Annotated in this window: 17 protein-coding genes, 1 rRNA gene and 1 pseudogene; 2 read left to right on the top strand and 17 right to left on the bottom strand. The window is 39.4% G+C overall.

The window, feature by feature from the left end; all coding sequences use genetic code 11:
• Window positions 1-213: 213 nt before the first annotated feature.
• Window positions 214-2,208, bottom strand: a complete 1,995-nt coding sequence (gene metG / locus CSV74_RS14605) for a methionine--tRNA ligase (RefSeq protein WP_099692241.1) — start codon at window positions 2,206-2,208, stop codon at window positions 214-216.
• Between the two features lie 267 nt (window positions 2,209-2,475).
• On the opposite strand from metG, the gene CSV74_RS14600 reads away from it, so the two are divergent.
• Window positions 2,476-2,751, top strand: a complete 276-nt coding sequence (locus CSV74_RS14600; RefSeq protein ID WP_029054857.1) for a transition state genes transcriptional regulator AbrB — start codon at window positions 2,476-2,478, stop codon at window positions 2,749-2,751.
• 43 nt (window positions 2,752-2,794) lie between these two features.
• Here the strand turns inward: CSV74_RS14600 and rsmI are convergent, their stop codons facing one another.
• The 15 genes and pseudogenes from rsmI to CSV74_RS14525 form a co-directional block, all read right to left on the bottom strand.
• The gene (gene rsmI / locus CSV74_RS14595; RefSeq protein WP_099692266.1) at window positions 2,795-3,670 is read right to left on the bottom strand and encodes a 16S rRNA (cytidine(1402)-2'-O)-methyltransferase; all 876 of its coding nucleotides are present in this window, start codon (window positions 3,668-3,670) and stop codon (window positions 2,795-2,797) included.
• Window positions 3,670-3,933, bottom strand: a complete 264-nt coding sequence (locus tag CSV74_RS14590; protein WP_029054855.1) for a GIY-YIG nuclease family protein — start codon at window positions 3,931-3,933, stop codon at window positions 3,670-3,672. The genes rsmI and CSV74_RS14590 overlap by 1 nt, the downstream gene beginning before the upstream one ends.
• The gene (locus CSV74_RS14585; RefSeq protein WP_099692240.1) at window positions 3,920-4,663 is read right to left on the bottom strand and encodes a tRNA1(Val) (adenine(37)-N6)-methyltransferase; all 744 of its coding nucleotides are present in this window, start codon (window positions 4,661-4,663) and stop codon (window positions 3,920-3,922) included. The genes CSV74_RS14590 and CSV74_RS14585 overlap by 14 nt, the downstream gene beginning before the upstream one ends.
• 55 nt (window positions 4,664-4,718) lie before the next feature.
• Complete coding sequence (gene yabA / locus CSV74_RS14580) at window positions 4,719-5,078, bottom strand: DNA replication initiation control protein YabA (RefSeq protein WP_029054853.1); 360 nt, start codon at window positions 5,076-5,078, stop codon at window positions 4,719-4,721.
• Between the two features lie 13 nt (window positions 5,079-5,091).
• On the bottom strand, window positions 5,092-5,919 hold the full coding sequence (locus CSV74_RS14575; RefSeq protein WP_029054852.1) for a PSP1 domain-containing protein: 828 nt from the start codon (window positions 5,917-5,919) through the stop codon (window positions 5,092-5,094).
• Window positions 5,912-6,922 (bottom strand): DNA polymerase III subunit delta', encoded by a 1,011-nt coding sequence (holB, locus tag CSV74_RS14570; RefSeq protein WP_099692239.1) that lies wholly within the window; start codon window positions 6,920-6,922, stop codon window positions 5,912-5,914. The genes CSV74_RS14575 and holB overlap by 8 nt, the downstream gene beginning before the upstream one ends.
• Window positions 6,923-6,990: 68 nt before the next feature.
• Window positions 6,991-7,431 carry a YaaR family protein gene (locus CSV74_RS14565; RefSeq protein ID WP_029054850.1) on the bottom strand — a complete coding sequence of 147 codons (441 nt, stop codon included), beginning with the start codon at window positions 7,429-7,431 and terminating at the stop codon, window positions 6,991-6,993.
• Window positions 7,430-7,675 (bottom strand): annotated as a pseudogene (locus CSV74_RS14560) (cyclic-di-AMP receptor); the annotation flags it as partial. The gene CSV74_RS14565 and the pseudogene CSV74_RS14560, both read right to left, overlap by 2 nt.
• Before the next feature lie 54 nt (window positions 7,676-7,729).
• Window positions 7,730-8,371 carry a dTMP kinase gene (gene tmk / locus CSV74_RS14555; RefSeq protein WP_029054848.1) on the bottom strand — a complete coding sequence of 214 codons (642 nt, stop codon included), beginning with the start codon at window positions 8,369-8,371 and terminating at the stop codon, window positions 7,730-7,732.
• Window positions 8,372-8,386: 15 nt separating this feature from the next.
• Entirely contained in the window at window positions 8,387-9,811 is a 1,425-nt protein-coding gene (locus CSV74_RS14550; RefSeq protein ID WP_099692237.1) for an aminotransferase class I/II-fold pyridoxal phosphate-dependent enzyme, read from the bottom strand.
• Window positions 9,812-10,230: 419 nt separating this feature from the next.
• Window positions 10,231-11,505 carry a helix-turn-helix domain-containing protein gene (locus tag CSV74_RS14545; protein ID WP_099692236.1) on the bottom strand — a complete coding sequence of 425 codons (1,275 nt, stop codon included), beginning with the start codon at window positions 11,503-11,505 and terminating at the stop codon, window positions 10,231-10,233.
• Between the two features lie 34 nt (window positions 11,506-11,539).
• The gene (locus tag CSV74_RS14540; RefSeq protein ID WP_099692235.1) at window positions 11,540-13,258 is read right to left on the bottom strand and encodes a polysaccharide deacetylase family protein; all 1,719 of its coding nucleotides are present in this window, start codon (window positions 13,256-13,258) and stop codon (window positions 11,540-11,542) included.
• 32 nt (window positions 13,259-13,290) lie between these two features.
• Entirely contained in the window at window positions 13,291-15,087 is a 1,797-nt protein-coding gene (locus CSV74_RS14535) for a glycosyltransferase family 2 protein (protein WP_099692234.1), read from the bottom strand.
• A 15-nt stretch (window positions 15,088-15,102) separates the two neighbouring features.
• Window positions 15,103-16,422: a nucleotide sugar dehydrogenase gene (locus tag CSV74_RS14530; protein WP_099692233.1), complete on the bottom strand. Its 1,320-nt coding sequence runs from the start codon at window positions 16,420-16,422 to the stop codon at window positions 15,103-15,105.
• 18 nt (window positions 16,423-16,440) lie between these two features.
• Window positions 16,441-17,811: a polysaccharide deacetylase family protein gene (locus CSV74_RS14525; RefSeq protein WP_233190972.1), complete on the bottom strand. Its 1,371-nt coding sequence runs from the start codon at window positions 17,809-17,811 to the stop codon at window positions 16,441-16,443.
• A gap of 932 nt (window positions 17,812-18,743) precedes the next feature.
• On the opposite strand from CSV74_RS14525, the gene CSV74_RS14520 reads away from it, so the two are divergent.
• Window positions 18,744-19,127, top strand: coding sequence for a helix-turn-helix domain-containing protein (locus CSV74_RS14520; protein ID WP_051210609.1), 384 nt, complete (start codon window positions 18,744-18,746; stop codon window positions 19,125-19,127).
• A gap of 932 nt (window positions 19,128-20,059) precedes the next feature.
• Here the strand turns inward: CSV74_RS14520 and rrf are convergent.
• Window positions 20,060-20,151: ribosomal RNA gene (gene rrf, locus CSV74_RS14510) — 5S ribosomal RNA — on the bottom strand; the annotation flags it as partial.

Genomic DNA, 20,151 nt, shown 5'->3' with positions numbered 1-20,151 from the left:
TGAGGATAATTATTATACAGCCCTACTGCCCTACTTTCCTTCTTACTCATCAACTGACCAAACCATTACACAACAAGCACTAATCACTCATGCGCAACAACAACATAACTCCGCATCCTACTCTCCAATCACTTACATGATGCCTAAAATAAAAAAACTGCCACGAGAAGTCGTTGATTCCAACTTCTAATGACAGCTTTATTACGTGATGTATTATTTTACTTGTGCACCATTCTCTAATGCAGGATCAACTGTCGCAAGTTTTAGCACGCCATCTTTTTCGCCTGCTAAAATCATACCTTCTGATAATTCTCCGCGCAGTTTAACCGGCTTCAAATTTGCTACGACGATTACTTTCATGCCTACTACGTCTTCAGCGCTGTAATGCTGCGCAATTCCAGACACTACTTGACGCTGCTCGTAGCCTAAGTCCACTTGTAGCTTTAACAACTTGTCGGCTTTTGGCATTTTTTCACACGCCGTGACAGTTGCTACACGCATGTCTACATTCATGAATGCGTCAAACGTAATTTCATTTGTTTCTTCTTTCACTTCTTCCACTTTCTCTTCTACTTCAGCAGGTGCTGTGATTGCCATTTGTTTACGGATGTACTCGACTTCTACTTCTGCCTCTAAACGCGGGAAGATCGGAACACCTTTGTTGATGACAGTCGTGCCTGCAGGAATCGCGTAGCCTTCATCTAATGTAACCCACCCCAATGACTCTTCAGATAGACCCAATTGTTCTACCATTTGTTTTGGTGCGTTTGTCATGAATGGCTGCAAAAGTACCGCTGTATGATGAAGAGATAGCGCCAAGTGGTACATAACCGACGCCAACTTCATGCGATCTTCTTCTGATTTTGCCAATACCCATGGAGATGTTTCGTCGATATATTTATTTGTACGAGAAATTAATGCCCACACATCGGAAAGTACGACACTGAATTGCATCTTTTCCATAGATGTCTCGTATTTTTTCACTGTGTGCTGAATCATGTCGCGTAACGGTGCATCAAATTCAGTTGGTACAAGACCTTCTGTCAGGACTTCACCATCGAAATATTTATTAATCATAGAGATTGTTCGATTCAATAAGTTTCCTAAGTCATTCGCCAAGTCATAGTTAATACGCTCAATAAATGCTTCCGGTGAAAATACACCGTCTTGACCAAATGGTAATTCACGAAGCAAGAAGTATCGTGTAGCATCAAGGCCATAGCGTTCAACGAGCATTTCTGGATAGACGACATTGCCTTTAGACTTCGACATTTTGCCATCTTTCATCATGATGAAACCATGTGCAAATACTTTCTTCGGCAACGGTAAATCGAGTGCCATTAAGAAGATTGGCCAATAAATTGTATGGAAACGAACGATATCTTTCCCAACCACATGAACATCCGCAGGCCAATATTTATTGAATAAAGACTCGTCATCGGACATGTAACCGAGTGCTGTAATGTAATTCGTCAATGCATCGACCCAAACGTAAATCACATGTTTTGGATCTCCAGGCACTTTAATTCCCCAGTCGAATGACATACGGGAAACAGATAAATCTTCCAGTCCTGGTTTGATGAAGTTATTGATCATTTCATTTTTACGTGATTCAGGTTCAATAAATGTAGGGTTTTCTTCATAATACGCTAGAAGACGGTCTGCATACTTTTTCATATTGAAGAAGTATGACTCTTCTTCTACGCGGTGAACCGGACGACCACAGTCTGGACAGTTTCCATCTACCAATTGAGATTCGGTAAAATACGATTCACACGGAACACATTTCCATCCTTCATACTGTCCTTTATAAATATCTCCATTATCGAGGAACTTCTTAAATATCTTTTCAACGATTGTCTTATGACGATCTTCCGTCGTACGGATCAAGTCATCATAAGAGATATCCATCAGTTTCCACAAATCTTTCGCGATATCTGCAATGCCATCGACATATTTAATTGGAGGTAGGCCTTCTTCTTCCGCTTTTTCTTGAATTTTCTGGCCATGCTCGTCCATTCCAGTTAGAAATCTGACATCATAGCCACGTAAACGCTTATATCTCGCCATTGCGTCCGATGCGATTGTCGTGTATGCCGTTCCTATGTGAAATTTCCCACTTGGGTAATAAATAGGTGTAGTGATGTAAAATGTTTTAGATTGATTCTCCACGCGTAATTCCTCCAAATAATTAATGTATATATTCATTTTATAGGATGTTGCACAAAAGTGCCATGTTCTCCTCCGAACCCGTATGTTTTTATAACTTCTTTCAGCTTGCTCAATGACTGCAATCCTCATACCTTCAACATCTTTCATTTTTTACCTGTCAAAAAGTTATTAAAAATTAATAGTGTTTATTTGAGTTATGATGATTGACGATTATTGGAAGAGTTGGTATGATATTTAACAGACAAGAGAAATATGTCGAATTTTGACGAATGCTAAATCAGGAGTGTAGGAGGAATTTTTTTCATGAAGTCTACTGGAATTGTAAGAAAAGTTGATGAGCTAGGCCGCGTTGTGATCCCGATTGAACTTCGTCGTACGCTCGGTATTGAGCAAAAAGACGCGCTAGAAATATACGTGGACGACGACAAAATTATCTTGAAAAAGTACATGCCGAATATGACATGCTCTATTACAGGAGAAGTGTCAGATGATAACCTTCGTCTGATCGACGGTAAGTTAATTTTGAGTCCTGAAGGCGCAAAACAATTGATGGATGAAATTCAAAATAAAATCAATTGATTTGTAAAAATCCTGATCGCTTACGCGTTCAGGATTTTTTGTCTTATTCTACGTGATATGCCTGATAAACATCCCGTTTACTCAACTCACGAATATCCGCTACTTCCTTGATCGCATCTTTCGAACGAATTTCTTTTTCTTCTATTACATGTTCGACATGCTCCTTAATCGATAAGTCTGTCCACCAAGCAGTCGCGACTTCGTGTTGCACATTCTGATTACCTTCCACAACCAAACAGAACTCGCCTCTAATTTCATTAGATTCTGCCCACTCAACTGCTTCTGCAATTGTCCCTCTCAACAACTCTTCAAATCGTTTCGTCAATTCGCGAGCCATCACAATCTTTCGTTCGTCCCCAAATTGTTCTGCTAGACTGCGCAATGTTTGTTTTAAACGATGTGGCGCCTCATAAAATAATAATGTTTCTTCATAGCGCTGTAATTTCTCCAGCTGTGTTTTTAGCTCTTTCTTTTGGCGCGATAGAAACCCAAAAAACAGAAATGGTTGTGGTGCAATGCCTGAAGCTACTAATGCTGTAATAGCTGCGTTCGGTCCCGGAACGGAAACGACAGCGATTCCCTGCTCAATCGCTAGTTCCACAAGGTCTGCACCGGGGTCTGAAATACATGGCATTCCTGCATCACTGACAATAGCAATATCTTTCCCATCTTGAAGGAGTTCTATAATTCTTTCTCCCGCCACACGTGTATTATGTTCGTGATAGCTGATCAATTGTGTAGTAATCTCAAAATGATTACATAATTTGATCGTATTACGCGTATCCTCGGCCGCAATATAATCTGCTTCCTGTAAGATGCGGACTGCACGGAATGTCATGTCTTCGAGGTTGCCGATTGGTGTGCCTACAATGAACAACTTCCCGAACTTTGTTGCTTCGGCACTCTTTTGTGACGTAATCATGTGGACCGCTCCTTTTTAATATATTGTTCTTTTTCTTTTCGGGTTAATTGTTTAAACTGATATTCTGCTTGCATCGCTTGTCGCTGCGTTTCAAATGATTCTTGATAAATATATTTTACAGGTAGGCGCCCTCTCGTATACTTTGCACCTTTTCCTTCATTATGTACACGCAAGCGGCGTTCTAAATCATTTGTATATCCAGCATAATATGATCCATCATTACATGTCAGAACATAGAAGAAGTGTTCATTCTGCTCCATACAATAACTGCCTCACTTCTTCTGTATACTCCCCATTTTCGCGGTAGACATATAAAGGAGGTAGGATTTTCAGATCAGGTTTTCCATCCTTAATGGCTTCGATTAATAGTGTATTCGCTTCTTTTCCTTCTTTCGGATAGACGAAACGAATGCGCTTTGGCTCTAGACGATACTGCCTCATCGATGTAATGATGTCGAGAAGTCTACCGGGACGGTGAACAAACGCTGCTTTTCCACCTTGTTTCAACAACTCACTTGCAGACTTCACCGCTTGATCCAATGTCAGCTCCACTTCATGCCTAGCAATCGTATAATACTCACTTTTATTTCTAGCACTTGCTTCATTTGCCGGGAAATAAGGCGGATTGCATGTAACGGCATCATACAACTCATAACCAATTTTTTTCGCAATACCTATGACGTTCTCATTTTCAATCGTAATCTGTTGTTCTAGACCGTTAAGCGCTATACTTCTCTGCGCCATATCCGCTAAGCGTTCTTGTAATTCAATACCAATGATTTCGCCTTTTGTACGAGCACTCAAGAACAAAGGTATTACACCATTACCCGTACACAAATCTACAATCTTTCCACCACGGAACGGCATATAGGCAAAACGCGCCAACAGCACTGCATCTAATGAAAAGGAAAAAACAGAAGGACTTTGAATGATGCGCAAGTCCTCTGCTAATAAATAATCCAGTCGTTCATCACTTTGTAGGTTCACAATCTACACTCCTTCATTCAAAAGAAAAAGCCAATACCTAAAAATAGGAATTGACCTCTCAACCGTTCTGTTTATTTAAGAATGACAGGCAGAATAGACAATCTTCACCTTTACGGCTACTGCCGTAGTGTACATTGCACACATGAAAACCTTCATTGTACAAGCGAGCCAGATTGTCTACGCCTTCGCCCACATCAAGCTTCTTTGGACGTTCATCACGCGCGGCCTCTTCTATTTCTTGTGTAATCTTATCGATTTCATCGAGTCGCGTTCGCAGATGATGGTTTTCCAGACGAAGCGAGTGGTTTTCTTCAGTCATCTTTGCAACAAATCCAATGAGTTCCCTGAATTGTTTTTGCATAGAATCCAACTGTTGTTCAAACTCCATTACCCTGTCAAGAAAGTTCACTTCTTTCAACTGTTCCACCTCATCATTTAGTCAATTGAGCTGTTTCTTTCTGTAAGTCCTCAATCTCGCTCCACGCATATTCTACTACTCGTTCAAATGCTGGTATATTCACTTGAAGCACACGCTCCAATAAGTTCAGTCCGACTACTTTTCCTACTCCATCTTGTGTAATTACTTGTTTACCAAGATCAGGCATTAACGCTTTTGCTTCTTCATATGCGTCATTTTCATACTTCAGACAACACATCAAGCGACCGCATAGACCGGAAATCTTCGATGGGTTCAGCGAAAGGTTTTGATCTTTTGCCATCTTAATGGATACAGGCTCAAAATCACCTAAAAATGTTGAACAGCAAAGCATTCTACCACACGGTCCAATACCGCCTAGCATTTTCGCCTCATCTCGTACACCAATTTGGCGCAATTCAATTCTCGTCCGGAAAATGGCGGCAAGATCCTTCACTAGATTACGAAAGTCCACGCGACCTTCAGCAGTGAAGTAAAACACAATTTTATTTCGGTCAAATGTATATTCTACATCTACTAAACGCATATCCAATTGATGTTCTGTAATTTTTTCTACGCAGACATCAAATGCTTCATTTGCTTCTTGCTCATTTTCTTTCACACGTTCACGATCACCCTCATCTGCAAGACGAATGATCTTTTTCAGTGGCAAGACGACATCTTCATCATCTATCTCATTACTTCGACTGGCTACTTTACCGTACTCGACGCCTCTTGCGGTTTCCACAATAACATAGTCGCCAATTTCAATCGGCATATCCAATGGGTCAAAATAATATAACTTTCCCGCTTTTTTAAAGCGGACGCCTACGACTTTAAACAAACAATAACCCCTCCTGCATAGTAAGCACCAATTGTTCTAGTAAAAGCGTACGATTCATATTTTGATGCAATCGTTTTTTCGCCTGCAAGACGGCATCTATTTTAACAGTTAAACTGCTATAAGTATTTTTGACAGAATGTCCTGTGAAGACTTCCAATTGATCGGGATAGGATATAGTCGACTGCAACCCTGCTTTGACCGCCACAATATCACGGTATGCAAAGAGAAGTAAATCGAGTCCTTGTTCACAATCACTTTTCTCCTTCATAAAAGGCATCCAATCTGTCTGAATGAACAACAATGCCTCACCTGGAGTTCGCTGTTCAATTGCCTCTACTAATTTTAACACTAATCTCCGTCTCTGTACAAAGGAATCTTCTTGAGCCATTTCATAAGCCGCATCGACATTTGCTGTCATCATCGTTACAGTGGATGCCATAGAGGCTGTAACTCCTTTTTCTACGAGACTTTCAATACTGTTTTGACGATTCATCGACTGTAGTGAAATCCGCTGACAACGTGATTGAATTGTCGGCAATATCGATGGATAGGAGTTTGTAAGCAAAATAGCTGTGACGTTTCCTTCAGGTTCTTCTAGAAACTTCAGCAATGTATTGGCTGCTGAAGAATTCATTCTTTCCGCATTCACAATCACATATACTTTCCGTCCTTCTTCATATCCTTTTTTCGTCATTTTCATAATCAACTCAGACATTTGATCCTTTTTGATGTCCTGTCCATCGGGTCTGATTAGTACTACATTTGGATGATTACCCGATTCTATACGTTTACACGAGTGACATGTTTCACATGGAACATTTTCTTTTGGATCCATACATAATAATAATTTCGTAAAATATTGCGCAACCGCTTCTTTTCCTGCACCATTTGAACCATCAAATATATAGGCATGTCCAATACGCTGTCTTTTGTGAATCATAGTTAGTCTATCAATAACTTGCTTCTGAGACTGCAATGCATGGTCGTGCAACTTCTGTGACATGCAAGCCCCTCCTTAGTTGGTAAAGATGTTGCAAAAAACCCCGTGCTACATATGATTGCGGCACGGGATCACGTATATAAATTGACAAGAAGACCTTTGATTTCACCTATTTTGGCAAGTAAATCAATGGATGATTCTTCTTCATCCAACAGCGCTTCCGTCAACGCGATTAGTTTTTCATCTATTGTTTGGACAAGATTCAACCGGCGACCTTCACCGAATTGGTTCCATGTATGAGATTGTGTTAACTCAATACCTGAATCTACTGCTTCTTTCAAGAAACGTTTGATTAGCATCTTGTACTTCGCCATATCACGTAAATTCCGAGATCTTGCGAGTCGATCCCCGGCACTTGAGATGTCCCCAAACAACCGTGTAATCTGTTCTCCTTGCAGACGCAATCCTTGTTTTTCTACCATTTGTCCAAATTTGGCATTACCTTGTGTATGCCGAAGGGGATCAGGAGGTAACTTATCCAATCCTGTACGGTATTCACCATTGACTTTCATCAGCATTACCACCCATTGGTGAAACTGGTGCGACCATTTGATCGCGAGAACGACAATTATCACGAATTAAATCCAATGCCTTGGAGACTAACTCATCCTCCACACCCATTAGAAACGTTGTGTTACCTGCGCGAAGAAATCCACCTGTACTGGCTAATTTTGTATTCCGAAAATCACTTTTAGTCAATGCAGAAGATAATCGGTTACTATCCTGGTCCTGTACCACTGCTACAATCAGTTTCAAAGTACTCTCCCCTTTTCCGATTTCTTTAAAAAAATATATTTCTTCTTTATTATATCATGGATTCTTATGTAAGTTGACTTCTGAACTTACAATTTGCCAAACATTTTCAATTACTTGTGCTGGTAATAGTTGTGCATCCACCACCTGGATTCGCCCTTCATTTCCTAGTATCACTTCCTGATAGCCTTTGTACACTTTCTCATGAAACTCCAGCGTTTCCAAATCCAGACGGTTCTGTTCACGATCTTTGTCTTTCCATATCCGAGTTAATCCTACTTCAGGTGGCACATCGAAGAATATTGTGCAATCGGGCATATATTCCTCAATCGCGAACAAGTTGATTGCTAGTACTTCATCTATGCCTAGTCCACGTGCAAACCCTTGATATGCTAATGAACTGTCAATAAAACGATCACATAATACAATTTTATTTTGTTTCAGAGCAGGTATAATTTTCTCTACTAAATGTTGTCTACGCGCAGCCGCATACAGCAACGCTTCCGTCTTGCCGTCCATCGCACTGTGAGTTGAATCCAAGATGACTTCTCGAATTTTTTCTGCAATAGGAATTCCACCCGGTTCTCGTGTCATGACCACATCTTCTCCATGTGCCTTTAAGCGCTCTGCTACTTTTTGCAATACGGTAGTTTTACCAGCCCCTTCCGGCCCTTCAAAACTAATGAATAATCCTGTCATCTTCTTTTCCCCTATCTATTCAATAACTACTTTTATTTGTTTCATCTCTCGATTGATGGCTCCTTGAAATCTACAACCGGCCATTAATAGATCGTATATTTGTACCATGTGTTCTTGGTTAATACGCTCTCCAGCACATAAAAGTGGAATACCTGGCGGGTACGGAATAATTGCGGCCGCTGCCACTTTTCCAATTGCGCTCTGCATACTTACCCATTCCATATCCATCGTATGAAGCTGGTTTGCTGTATATACTACCGATGATGGAGAACTGTTTGACGTAAAGTTGTTGAACCGCATTGAAGTAGTTTCTTTCTCTGCTAAGCAGTCCATCGCTACCTTAAATTGATCCACCAGGTCAACGCAGCTTTCTTCATCCCCTGCTTTCAACAAAGGTAGTACAAGCAACACTTGGTATAGATCCGCCAACTCAGGATAAATGCCCTGCTGCTCCAATGCCTCTTGCAAGACGTATCCCGTATGACCTGCTGCGCGTATGAGCAACTTCAGTTGATCGTCTGTCTTCACTACTTCAACGCGCGCTATGTTGCATAGACCTTGAATTAAATTATTTCTGTATATTCGAAAACTTTCATAGTCTTTTTCATCATACGTCTCTGCATAATACCTTGCATCATCCAAAGATGCCATCATTAAATAAGATGGGCTGCTTGACTGTAACATTTGGAGGTAATGTGCTACTCTTTCTACCTTTACAAATTTTGAACGTATATGTAAAAATGATGCCATCGTCATCGCCGGTAATGTTTTATGCGCAGACTGAACGACCAGATCTGCTCCGAGTTCAAGTGCACTCTTTGGAAATGCATCATGCACTATAAAGTGTGCTCCATGCGCTTCATCAACGAGAATCGGTATACTATAGCTATGACATACTTCTATAATCTGTCTAAGATCTCTATTTATTATTCCGTAATAAGTAGGCGTGGTAAAAACGGCTGCTTTTACGTCGGGATACTGTGCAAGTGCTTCTTTTACAGTCTTCAAGGAAACCGTTCCAGCGGTTTGCGTCTGTTCATCCCAATCTGGCGATAGAAACACTGGATTCGCACCTGTCAGTTCCAGTGCATTGAATATAGATTTATGTGCATTACGTTGTACCATTACCAAGTCTCCGGGCTGAACGGTTGCATACAGCATAGCCAGGTTTCCTACAGTCGAACCATTCACCAGAAAGAAACTCCGTTCACTTCCATAAAGACATGCCAACTTGTCTTCTGCTTCTTTAATCGCTCCTGTCGCTTCATGCAAGTCATCTAGTCCTGTCAGTTCCGTCAAATCATATGCAAGGGCTTGACGCACAGCAACCGGCAAATCGGATAATGCACCACCTTTATGTCCAGGCACATGGAATGACACCGGACTCCGGTCATGGAAATTCTGCAAAGCTTGCACAAGTGGACGATCTTGATACTTCATCTATTACGCACTCCTTTACTTTCATTCAGTATAGCAAAAAGCGACACTCCTGAGTAAAGGAGAATCGCTATTTGTATGAACCCATCCTTACAGCTGTAATTGCTATAAGTGTATTTCGGTTATTTTTTATGTAGTACTACTACAGGCTTCTCTGAATGTGTTTTCTGTAATATTGCTTGTAACACGACAGCGACAAGGAAGGATAGTGATAATGTATATCTCCTTCTATATCACTCTCGATAAAAAAATCCCTTCAGATTCTTCAAGCGAACGAGACTTTCCTAATTCACTAGAAATGTGTCGTATATTCTTTGATTCGTTGTATCTAGGATCGATGCCGCCATAATAAAAGATATATGGTGCTTGAAAATTTGCTCCACATATCTTTTGTTAAAGCATTCATAGCGATCTGTGTATCCTCACGAAATATTTGTATTAAAAAATATTTCTCCGATTGGTTTATTAAGCACATCTGAAATTTTCTTCATTGTTTTAGCGCTTGGATAGTAAGCTCCATTCTCTATTTTGGATAATGCTGTACGCCCGATGCCTACCCGCTCAGCCAGTTCAGCCTGCGTCAGGTTCATTTCTTTCCTGAGTTCTTTTATATGATTGGCAAACATCCCGTTTTCTCCTCTCACTCTCGCTTTGTAATTGACTGCTTTATTCAGGAATTCCAATGTGGATGTTTCCATTCCACCCATTCGCCATAAAGAAACCCTCATTTGCCCCTCTTCGGCTGCAATTTTCATCCATTGGTACAAAGTCTGCTGATCTCCGTACCAAACAGTGAACATTTCACCATGTTTATCTTGGTAATTAAAGTACATACCGCCACTGGATGGATCTCGCATAGGTATAACTTTATTTTTCTCAGCAAGATCTTCTGCCTCTGATTCAGTGAGGGTTTTCATCTCATCTCTTCCGTGCAGCCAACTAAAACCGCCAGTTGATAGGGCGATAACCGGCTGCCCAGGTAGAGTTTTCATTTTATTCACTACTTTTCGGATGAATTCGTCATCTGCTTTCGGACCTGGCTCCGAATGGCCCCCATATAAATTATATGCCATCATGACGTAGACTGGTCCTACCGGAAAATTATATTGTTCCACGTGTAAATTTGGTTCCAATAGAATGCGTAACGGTTTTCCTTGTGCTTGAAGGACGTCATATAGCTCTTTATAAAATTGAAGCAAGTTGGGTAGGTCTTCTTTACTTATATTTTCATAGTCTATTTCTAGACCCTCAAATTGATAGGCATCGATATAATCCAAAATATTATCAATATGTCTTTTGCGACTTTCTGGTGTTTCTACCAAGCGTCCAATTAACTCAGAATCTTTGTGCACGACTGTTCCATCAGGTAGAAACTGATCATTTACAATCGTTAAATCGAGAGGTATATTACGTTCCTTTGATAGTTTCTTCATAGCGTCAATAGCATCGTCCATTTTGTCTCGCAAGTACACGTGATCCTCTTCATCAAAATAGGCTGCAAAAACCTGTGCCCTATCTACACCTTGAACTTGTCGGAGGTCTTCCACACCACTTTGCCATTGCCATTCCGTCACCCAAGCTGAAAATACCAATTCATCTAGAACTGATACATCCATAGTTTGCTGCTTTTTTTCCTGGCATCCACTAACAAAGAAACAGGAAATTACAATGAGTAATATTTTTTTATTAGTAAGCAATGAAATCTCCGCCTTTTTTAGTTCATGCTAGTTGTTAGAAATTATCAACTACCCAGTTCATTGCCGACTTAATTGATCCAACAAACGTATACATTAGTTGCTGTGGCTTTTGTATTTCATTTGTAAATAATATCGTCTGCGCAACATCACTGTTAGCCAAGGAAGCAATCGTCACATCACTGAACTGTGCATCATGAATTGGATCATTAAATTCTCCTGGTATCCATGTAGAACCTAGTGCTAGTTTTCCAGCTTGAATCTCTCGATTGACGACTAGCTTATTGACGACCTTTCTATCATTCAGCCAGATGTTTAATTTATTATCTTGAAGTTCAATTTTAAATTTCTTTTCATTAAATATTTTTTGTCGTTGTGCTTTTTCTGAGGCAGTTTTATCTTGATCCGTTATTTGCTCCATTGTGGCTTTCGGAATCGGCTTTGTTTCAAGTAACTCTTTCAACTGCCCTGCCACCTTTTCTTCAATCACTAGTTGATCGTTTTCAAATGCAATTTTTACATATGAATTGCCATTATCACTACGTCGTAAGTATATGGATTGTTGGCCTTCAGCAGTACCTCCCACTTTTCCTGTGAACTGTATATCCTTGTTAGTACTTTCTGTCAGTACCAATTTTCCATGCTTTTTTGCTTTTGAAGTAAGAGTGATTGTATTATCATGAAACTCCGCTGCGCTTTCAATTGTCTTCCACTGTTTGGCTTGTTTCTCATTACCTTTCACGAAATCTACCTTTTGATTTGTATCACTTAGAATCTTCATGAGTAAATGATTCGTTGACCAAGATGTCTTTGGCTGCACGCGGCTTAGGTTATATAGTTCTTTATCTCTTGTGTTGTATGCATCCCCTTCTTGATTGAAGTGCATATCAAATGTCTTTCTAATCTCTTTGTCATTGACTTCTGTAACCAATTTATTTGCTGTATTATACAGACCATTTGCATGCATAATCATGTAGACGCCAGGCATAGTACCCATTTGTTTTTGATAAACATTGCGCATCTCTTCATAGTCATTTGTAATGCGCTTCTCCATTTCCACTCGGTTCTCACTCGGAATCAAGTTCTGATCGCGAATGAAGTCCATTGAAAAGTGATTGTACGAATTGATTTCGTCTTTACTCAGTATTTCTTCGTCATCTCGAATATTCAAGAATGTCCCCTCTTTATTGAAGATATTAATGTATGTTAAACGGTTACCATTACTACCTAATTCCCAAAAGCCACTTTTTTGCATCTGTTTTAGATGTGAAGGTTGAAGAAAACGCTTATCGTTCTCGTCTAATTTGTTGGCAAAAGAGAGCAATGTCGCTTTGTAGTTATACTTCTTCAACAGTGGGTTGACGAATACACTCGTATCCGTACGTCCATCTTCGAAGGCAAGGAACAATGCTTTTTCAGGCAACGGTTTCTTGTTATTGTAGAAATTCAAAATATCTTGTTGAGAGATTGTCTCGTATCCTTGTTCCATCAATGCTTCCAGTTGTTGTTGCAATTGTTTTTTGGCAAATAGAGAGTCTGACCCATCCCTTGATACTCCTGGATACGAAAGAGCAATAAAACCTCGCTTGTTCTTCCACTCTTTAGTGTCTGATGTATCATAACGATTCATTTCGACAAACGTTTGGAACACAAGGAAAACAATAACCAATAAAATACACAATTGAAAAATTGATCGTCTGACTTTCCGTCGATTCTTCTTTTCATAATCTAATATTTCATTACTGTTTCGTTTCATATGTCATTCTCCTTGTCTACAAATTCATATAGTTATGATTTGATAGTTAGAGGATCCTTTTTCTGCTTCTTCCCCAACTTCTTCTCACGCGCTTCAATATCCTGTGGTGTATCGCGCGTTCCCCAAGTTGACTTCCAGAATGTCACCCATGCAATAGGCATCTGCCACAAAAGAACAGCCTCATACATCAAAACAAAGACAAATCCGAAGACCCATAGACTGCTTTTCTTAAAGAACAAGTAGGTGGCGCTCAGCATAAAGGCCATAAGAAATAGTCCCATCAGGAAAGTTGTGGGGACTATTCCATGAAACAGCGGCACATAGACTAAGTTGTATAGTACGACAACCGGTGCTGCAATTGGTACAATCAGACCCACATAAAAGAACAGAGCCATCAATACTTCCTTCTTCCAAATAAATGTTCCTGCTCGTAGTGATTCACGCAACCAAGAGCGTTTCCAGCGCATTTGCTGATTTAAAAACACACCAAATTTATCAGGTACAACTGTTGAACAAATTGCCTTATCTTGGTATGCCGTGCGGTGTGTTTGTAGAATATAGTTGGTCATACTGCGGTCATCACCAAATGTTGCTGGCTGTCCTAAGAAAGTTTGATTTAGCCAATTCTCTTGGTTCTTGATAATCAAAGACTTTCTATAGCAAGACAGTGGACCCGATAAACAAGTGACACAGTCAAAGTATGATTCGGCTGCTTTCATGACGCGGAAAGCAATGTAATAACGTACGACTTGTAATTTAGTAATACTGTTTGTATATTTATTTTCAACATCTGTCCTCCCTGCGACTCCCCCCATTTTAGGATCTTGAAACGGCTGGACTAAATTCAAAATAGCATTAGGTTTCAAGATACTATCCGAATCGACAAAAACGACTAGATCATGCTTGGCCATTGCGACACCATCTACTAATGCCTTCCGTTTCCCACCATTTTTCGGCATCACGTAGACATGTAAGCGTTCTTTAATTCTGTATACTTCGTCTTCACTTTCTAACTTTTCTACTGCCTTCCAAATATTTTCTACCGTGAGATCCGTAGACTGATCATCGACGACGATTACTTCTAGTTTATCGATTGGATAGTTTTGATTCAGACAACCGTATATCGTTTTTTGGATCCACTCTTCTTCATTAAAAACCGGAATAATAACAGAAACACCTGGACGATAAGTAGAGTTAATTGGTACATTCCTATAGAAAGCACCAAATATATACCGGGTTAGCAAAAATGTAGCTGCAATCAGACTATAGAAATAAATGAACTTATTAAACTTGAAATAGACTAGACTTTCAAAGCGCATTAATACAATAAAGAATGAGACAAGTAAAAGACTGGCAAGTGTGAAGGTAGTAATAAATCTCCACTTTACTCGCTGGAAGTAAGAATCCAGTGACTGAAAGAATTTGAAGACCAGCTTCCAAGTGATTTTGTCATTCGGCATCTTCACTTCCCGCCAACTAACTGTTCCTCGAATTCTCACCGTCGACTCGTATTCTTCCTCCATCGTTCCTTTAGGTATTTTAAAACGTAAGTTTACGACATCGCCGGCCTTCAGTGAATTCATGGACGAGTCGAAGTCCACAATCAGCTCTTTTTTGGATATTTCAATAGCTTTCATTTTCATTTTGCTACCGACTTTTTCATTTTTCATTATTACGTTGAAATCACATGAGTAGGAATCCTTCAACAGTCGATTTGTTTGGATTATTTCTCCTTCTTCACCTCTCTGCAGTATTGGAATGTTTGGAAGAAGGGTCGATTCACTAGTGTATCTACCTGTTGTTTTGGCATTAGATTTTTCTTTCACCATAATTCCACACCTTTCTTATAGACTCCAATACCGAATATTCTGGTCTTCAAATTGTTTTTTATTAAAGACACCTTTTATATCTACCAATAATTGAGTAGATTCTGTTTTGAACATTTGTTGAAAATCTACCAACATTAGCCCCCTGTATATTTCATGTGGTACTGCCACGATCACTGCGTGCAAGTCTTTGAATTCATCAATGGAGACAAGCGTGATGTCACATTGTTCTTTGACCGCCTGGGGATCCGCCAATGGATCTGCGACAATTGGTTCGATTCCGTACTCCTTTAATTCCTTGATAATATCGAGTACTTTTGTGTTACGGAAGTCAGGACAATCTTCTTTAAAAGTAAGACCTAGTACACCTACCCTGATAGTATTCATATTCACTTTCTGCTGTACAAGAGTCTTGAGAATTTGCTGGGAAATATACGCAGCCATAGAATCATTGATATGGCGCCCTGCTAGTAGTATTTTAGATCGATATCCGCAGTCCTCTGCTTTATACGTTAAATAATAAGGATCGATTCCTATGCAGTGACCGCCTACTAATCCGGGAGAAAACGGTAGGAAGTTCCACTTCGTTTTTGCTGCACGCAATACCGCCTGCGTATCGATTTTCATTTGATTGAACAACATGGAGAGTTCATTCATAAAAGCGATGTTAATATCCCGCTGTGCATTTTCGATAACTTTTGCAGCTTCCGCTACTTTGATGCATTCCGCACGATATACGCCAGCGTCTATAATCATTTCATATACACTTGCTACAGTATTTAGTGTTTCCTCATCACTGCCAGAGACAATTTTAATAATGTTTTCAAGTCGATGGACTTGATCGCCTGGATTTATGCGCTCTGGTGAATATCCTACTGTGAAATCCGTACCAAATTTCAGGTTGGATGCAGCTTCAAGTTCAAGTATGCACACTTCCTCTGTAACTCCGGGATATACAGTTGACTCATAGACTACGACTGATCCCTTCCTCATATTTCGTCCTACCACCTGGCTGGCCAACTGAAGAGCTTTCAAGTCGGGAAGATTTCCAGCCTGAATAGGTGTTGGAACTGCCACGACGAAAAACTTGGCGTCTTGCAAGTCCTTTTCATTTGATGTAAATAACATGCTCGTATCACGGACTCGTTCATCTCCAACATCACCTGTTACGTCAATTCCAGCAAGTAACTGATCAATCTTCTTTTCACTGACATCGAATCCTATTACATCTGCCACTTCAGAAAAAGCGATAGCTACTGGCAGTCCGACGTAACCTAAACCAACGACTGCAATGATTTCTTGTTTATACATGATTTGCTCGTATAATGAATTGGCCATTCATACCATCTCCATCTTTTAGTTATTCTTCATTCGCATTAATTCTGTCATGTGTTTAAATGTGTAGCCTTGTTCGCGTAATGTATGGATAACTTCAGGAAGGGCTTCAATCGTCTGCGTGCCATCCAAGATGTGAAGTACAATGACACTTCCATCTCCCCGTTTGTTGACAATACGTTTGACAATTTCATCGGCATCGTTTGCTGTATCCCAGTCAAATGGTGTGACATCGTATAATGCAATGCTTTTATAACCTGTCGCCATTGCAATTTTCGCTGTATTTTCATCTATTTCACCAGTAGCAGGACGGAACAGCATAGTCGGTTTCGCTTGAATCGCTTCTGTAATCACTTTATGCGCTTTAACCAAATCCTCTTGTAGTTCTTCAGGTGTCATCCCTGTTACTACCTCATGGCCGTAAGAGTGACTTGCAACTTCATGGCCTTGCTCATAAATAGCGCGTGCTAAGTTTGGGTTCTTCTCTACACCTTTACCAATCAAGAAGAACGTGGAAGGCACTTTCTCCTCTTTCAAAATATCGAGAATCTTTGTTACTGTGTAATCGCTTGCCCAGTCGTCAAATGTCAGCGCGATCACTTTTTCTTCTGTAGGAGCATCGTAGAAGATATTTGGTTTAACATCTCTATAATTTGGATTAATTTTAATTTCATCATAGCCTGTGATTTGTTCAAGTGGCTTACGCTTAGTACCTCTATCAACTAGTTCTTTTAGTGGAATTAATTTATAGCCTATTTTTTCAACGGCTTTCGCGATATACGGAATAGCACCAACAACCTCAGGATTAATATCCGTATGCATGGAAATGATCGACCCGCGTGTTATATACCTTTCAATATATTCGCCGATTGATTTAGCACTCTGCATATCCCCTTCCCGTGGGTTGATCGTGTAATTGATAACCGCATCCATGCCAAGCTGTGCTGTTATGGCTTGAAGATCCTCATTGTATTCACCTGATCTCGTTCTGACATAACGAGGTGTTATACCGGTTTCCTTCTGAATTACTTCATTACTGAGCTTGACTTCTCTATACAGTTGCTCATAACTTATATTCCGAAGGTCCTTTTGATTTAATGTGTTGTTTTCAATTTCATGGCCACGATCCAAAATCATTTTGGCGATTTCAGGCTCTTCTGCTACCCGAATGCCCGGCAAAAAGAATGTGGCTGAAATATTGTTTTGCTCTAGTGCATCCAAAAGTGAAACCATCGTCTTTTTGCCAGCCATTCCGTTAAATGTAAGAGATAATTCCTTCCTAGTAGTCCATACATAAGAAAGAACTTCACTTTTCTCACCCACATATGGATCTATCTTTTCACTGGCTAGCGCAACCGCTGCTGATTCACCGCTCTTTTCACCCCCAAACAATGGTGAACATCCTCCTACCACTAATAAGGAACTGAGAAGTAACAGTAGCGAAGTAGATTTTAATTTGCTAAGCCTATGAGATTTCCAATTTTCATAACGCATTCTCAACACCTACACTTTCCGTATCATCATCATTTTGATACTTTTATACGTAAGACTTGAATATATAGTTCAGAGTTTGTAGGAAGTATACTAATCGACTCATATTAATAGGAAATTCAGAGCTGCTAATATAATATTTTATTAGTACATTTGATTTATGTTACAGATCTTATAACTATCTTTTCATTGCAATACCTATCGTTCATGCCTTAGACCACTAGCTCTTCATTGGAACTGAACTGTGAACTTAGTACATTCAGATGGATGTAAGAATAGACATTCACATAGTACAAGGTTGTTTTCAATTTTAATAAGGTTATTTATTACCCCCTCTCCAGTAATTCATTATGTGTTGTTTTTCTAAACAAATTGAGCAAAAAAACTTTTGTTCAGCCTTACAACACATAATATGTTGTTTTGTACTTTTTGTCAACACATTTATTAGTTAATTGCACCAATTATAGTAGTATGAAATGAACAGAGAAGTTTGTTATTCTTTTATTTCGGTTAATATGTTGGATATTACTCTATAAATTATTAAACTGAGGGACATGGAGTATAGAAGTACATATAGAAATTGTGTAAAATGGTTATATAGCATAAAATACGGTTTGTTAGTAGTGAATTATTCAACTTCTTTTCTACTTAGTTTTTTTTGGTAGTATAGTCTTTCAAATTTATTTTTTTCAACGTTTTGTGCATTCTCAAGTGAAGTCTTTTTACCTAAAAATATTCATACCAGTATTTTCTGTTATTTATCAATAAATAGGTTATGATAGTAGTACATACTCTTCAATATTAAATTACAAATGGCTAAGGAGAGGATCTATTTGAACGAATTTGGAAAACGCCTACGAAAATTACGTGAACAGAGACAAATGACTTTACGTTATTTGGCAGACCTAGCTGATCTAAGCTACTCTTTCATCGCTTCATTGGAAAAAGGTAGATACAACCCTTCTCGTGAAACGATTTGTGCACTAGCAGCAGCGTTAGAAGCAGATAAAAATGAGTTATTAATATTGGCAGGTTACCTGCCTAATGGAACAGTAGATCAAGCTATCTCTTCATCTAAAAATAATAAGCCGTCTAAAGAACTTGAACTAGAGAATTTATTGCAAGAACAAATATCCTTCAACGGTATAAGGTTATCTGACACAGATAAAAATGCATTGTTAGCATTCATGCAAACTATGTACAATTTAAAAAAATAATCTATTTTACCATTTTAATTTTTCCGACAATACTCAATAGTATTTTATATAAACCTACTATATAATAACTGTAGAATGATTTTTCTATTCACATGTATAGTTGTTGATTCATATAGTATACTTCGGGCTTTATACTTTGAAGTCAACGCTCTAGTACTTGCTGAATAGATAATTATTTACTTTTCCTTTCCCGTCGCTCGTGTCTTCATTCTATTTATATTAGGAGATGAGCAGTATGCCGGCATATATGGTCAATGAGTATTATATTTTTACATCGTACGAAGAAATGTCTTCTCTTATCCATGATATTATCCACTATTCTCTTCTACCCTCCCAACAAGATCGACATTCGTTTTCTATACTTACTGGTGACCTAGACACTACCGCACTTAAATTCCAATCAGACAATGGGCATTCCATTGCTGTACGCTACGAAAGTCAAGACGATATATACTATTCCGTATGATTAATGAGCCAACTTCAATCTAATTGAATAGAGATATTTATCATCTAATCCATGGGCTTTATGACATGGATTCTATTATTATTGTTTCAATTCTCTAGCCTGTTTTACTTCATATTAGAATACTGGTGATGGTTATGGAGGATGGTGCTCGAGTGGTATAGTGGTTGATGAGGTTTATTAAGTGGTATAGCGGGTTGATAGAGCGGTGGTTATTATTCATTGAGCGTTTGACGTGATTCTTTCAGCGGATACACAGTGCGATTGAGCGCTTCTCGTGACCCTTTAAGCGGTTAAGTGGAACGATAGAGCACTAACCAACCTTGATACATTGAGCAGTTAAGCAGCACAATAGAGCAAATAACCCAGATCTATAAGTGCGTAAAGTACATAATACATCATCCTCAATTCAATCTCTTTCCACTATAAAACACAAAAAAGCCACTCCCCAAAGGGAATGGCTTCGCGTGCCTAGCAACGTCCTACTCTCACAGGGGGAAACCCCCAACTACCATCGGCGCTGAAGAGCTTAACTTCCGTGTTCGGTATGGGAACGGGTGT

This window comes from Sporosarcina sp. P19, assembly GCF_002743165.1.
Classification (GTDB): Bacteria; Bacillota; Bacilli; order Bacillales_A; family Planococcaceae; genus Sporosarcina; species Sporosarcina ureae.
The sequence above is the reverse complement of the archived record's forward strand: the minus strand, read 5'-3'. Positions and strand labels throughout refer to the sequence as shown.

What these genes read in the sequence shown, in the direction of transcription:
- holB (WP_099692239.1), bottom strand. Translation starts at nt 6,922, where the DNA reads ATGTCACAGAAGTTGCACGACCATGCATTGCAGTCTCAGAAGCAAGTT.
- CSV74_RS14565 (WP_029054850.1), bottom strand. Translation starts at nt 7,431, where the DNA reads ATGAAAGTCAATGGTGAATACCGTACAGGATTGGATAAGTTACCTCCT.
- CSV74_RS14600 (WP_029054857.1), top strand. Translation starts at nt 2,476, where the DNA reads ATGAAGTCTACTGGAATTGTAAGAAAAGTTGATGAGCTAGGCCGCGTT.
- CSV74_RS14535 (WP_099692234.1), bottom strand. Translation starts at nt 15,087, where the DNA reads ATGGTGAAAGAAAAATCTAATGCCAAAACAACAGGTAGATACACTAGT.
- CSV74_RS14540 (WP_099692235.1), bottom strand. Translation starts at nt 13,258, where the DNA reads ATGAAACGAAACAGTAATGAAATATTAGATTATGAAAAGAAGAATCGA.
- tmk (WP_029054848.1), bottom strand. Translation starts at nt 8,371, where the DNA reads ATGACAGGATTATTCATTAGTTTTGAAGGGCCGGAAGGGGCTGGTAAA.
- metG (WP_099692241.1), bottom strand. Translation starts at nt 2,208, where the DNA reads ATGAATATATACATTAATTATTTGGAGGAATTACGCGTGGAGAATCAA.
- CSV74_RS14530 (WP_099692233.1), bottom strand. Translation starts at nt 16,422, where the DNA reads ATGGCCAATTCATTATACGAGCAAATCATGTATAAACAAGAAATCATT.
- CSV74_RS14590 (WP_029054855.1), bottom strand. Translation starts at nt 3,933, where the DNA reads ATGGAGCAGAATGAACACTTCTTCTATGTTCTGACATGTAATGATGGA.
- CSV74_RS14550 (WP_099692237.1), bottom strand. Translation starts at nt 9,811, where the DNA reads ATGAAGTATCAAGATCGTCCACTTGTGCAAGCTTTGCAGAATTTCCAT.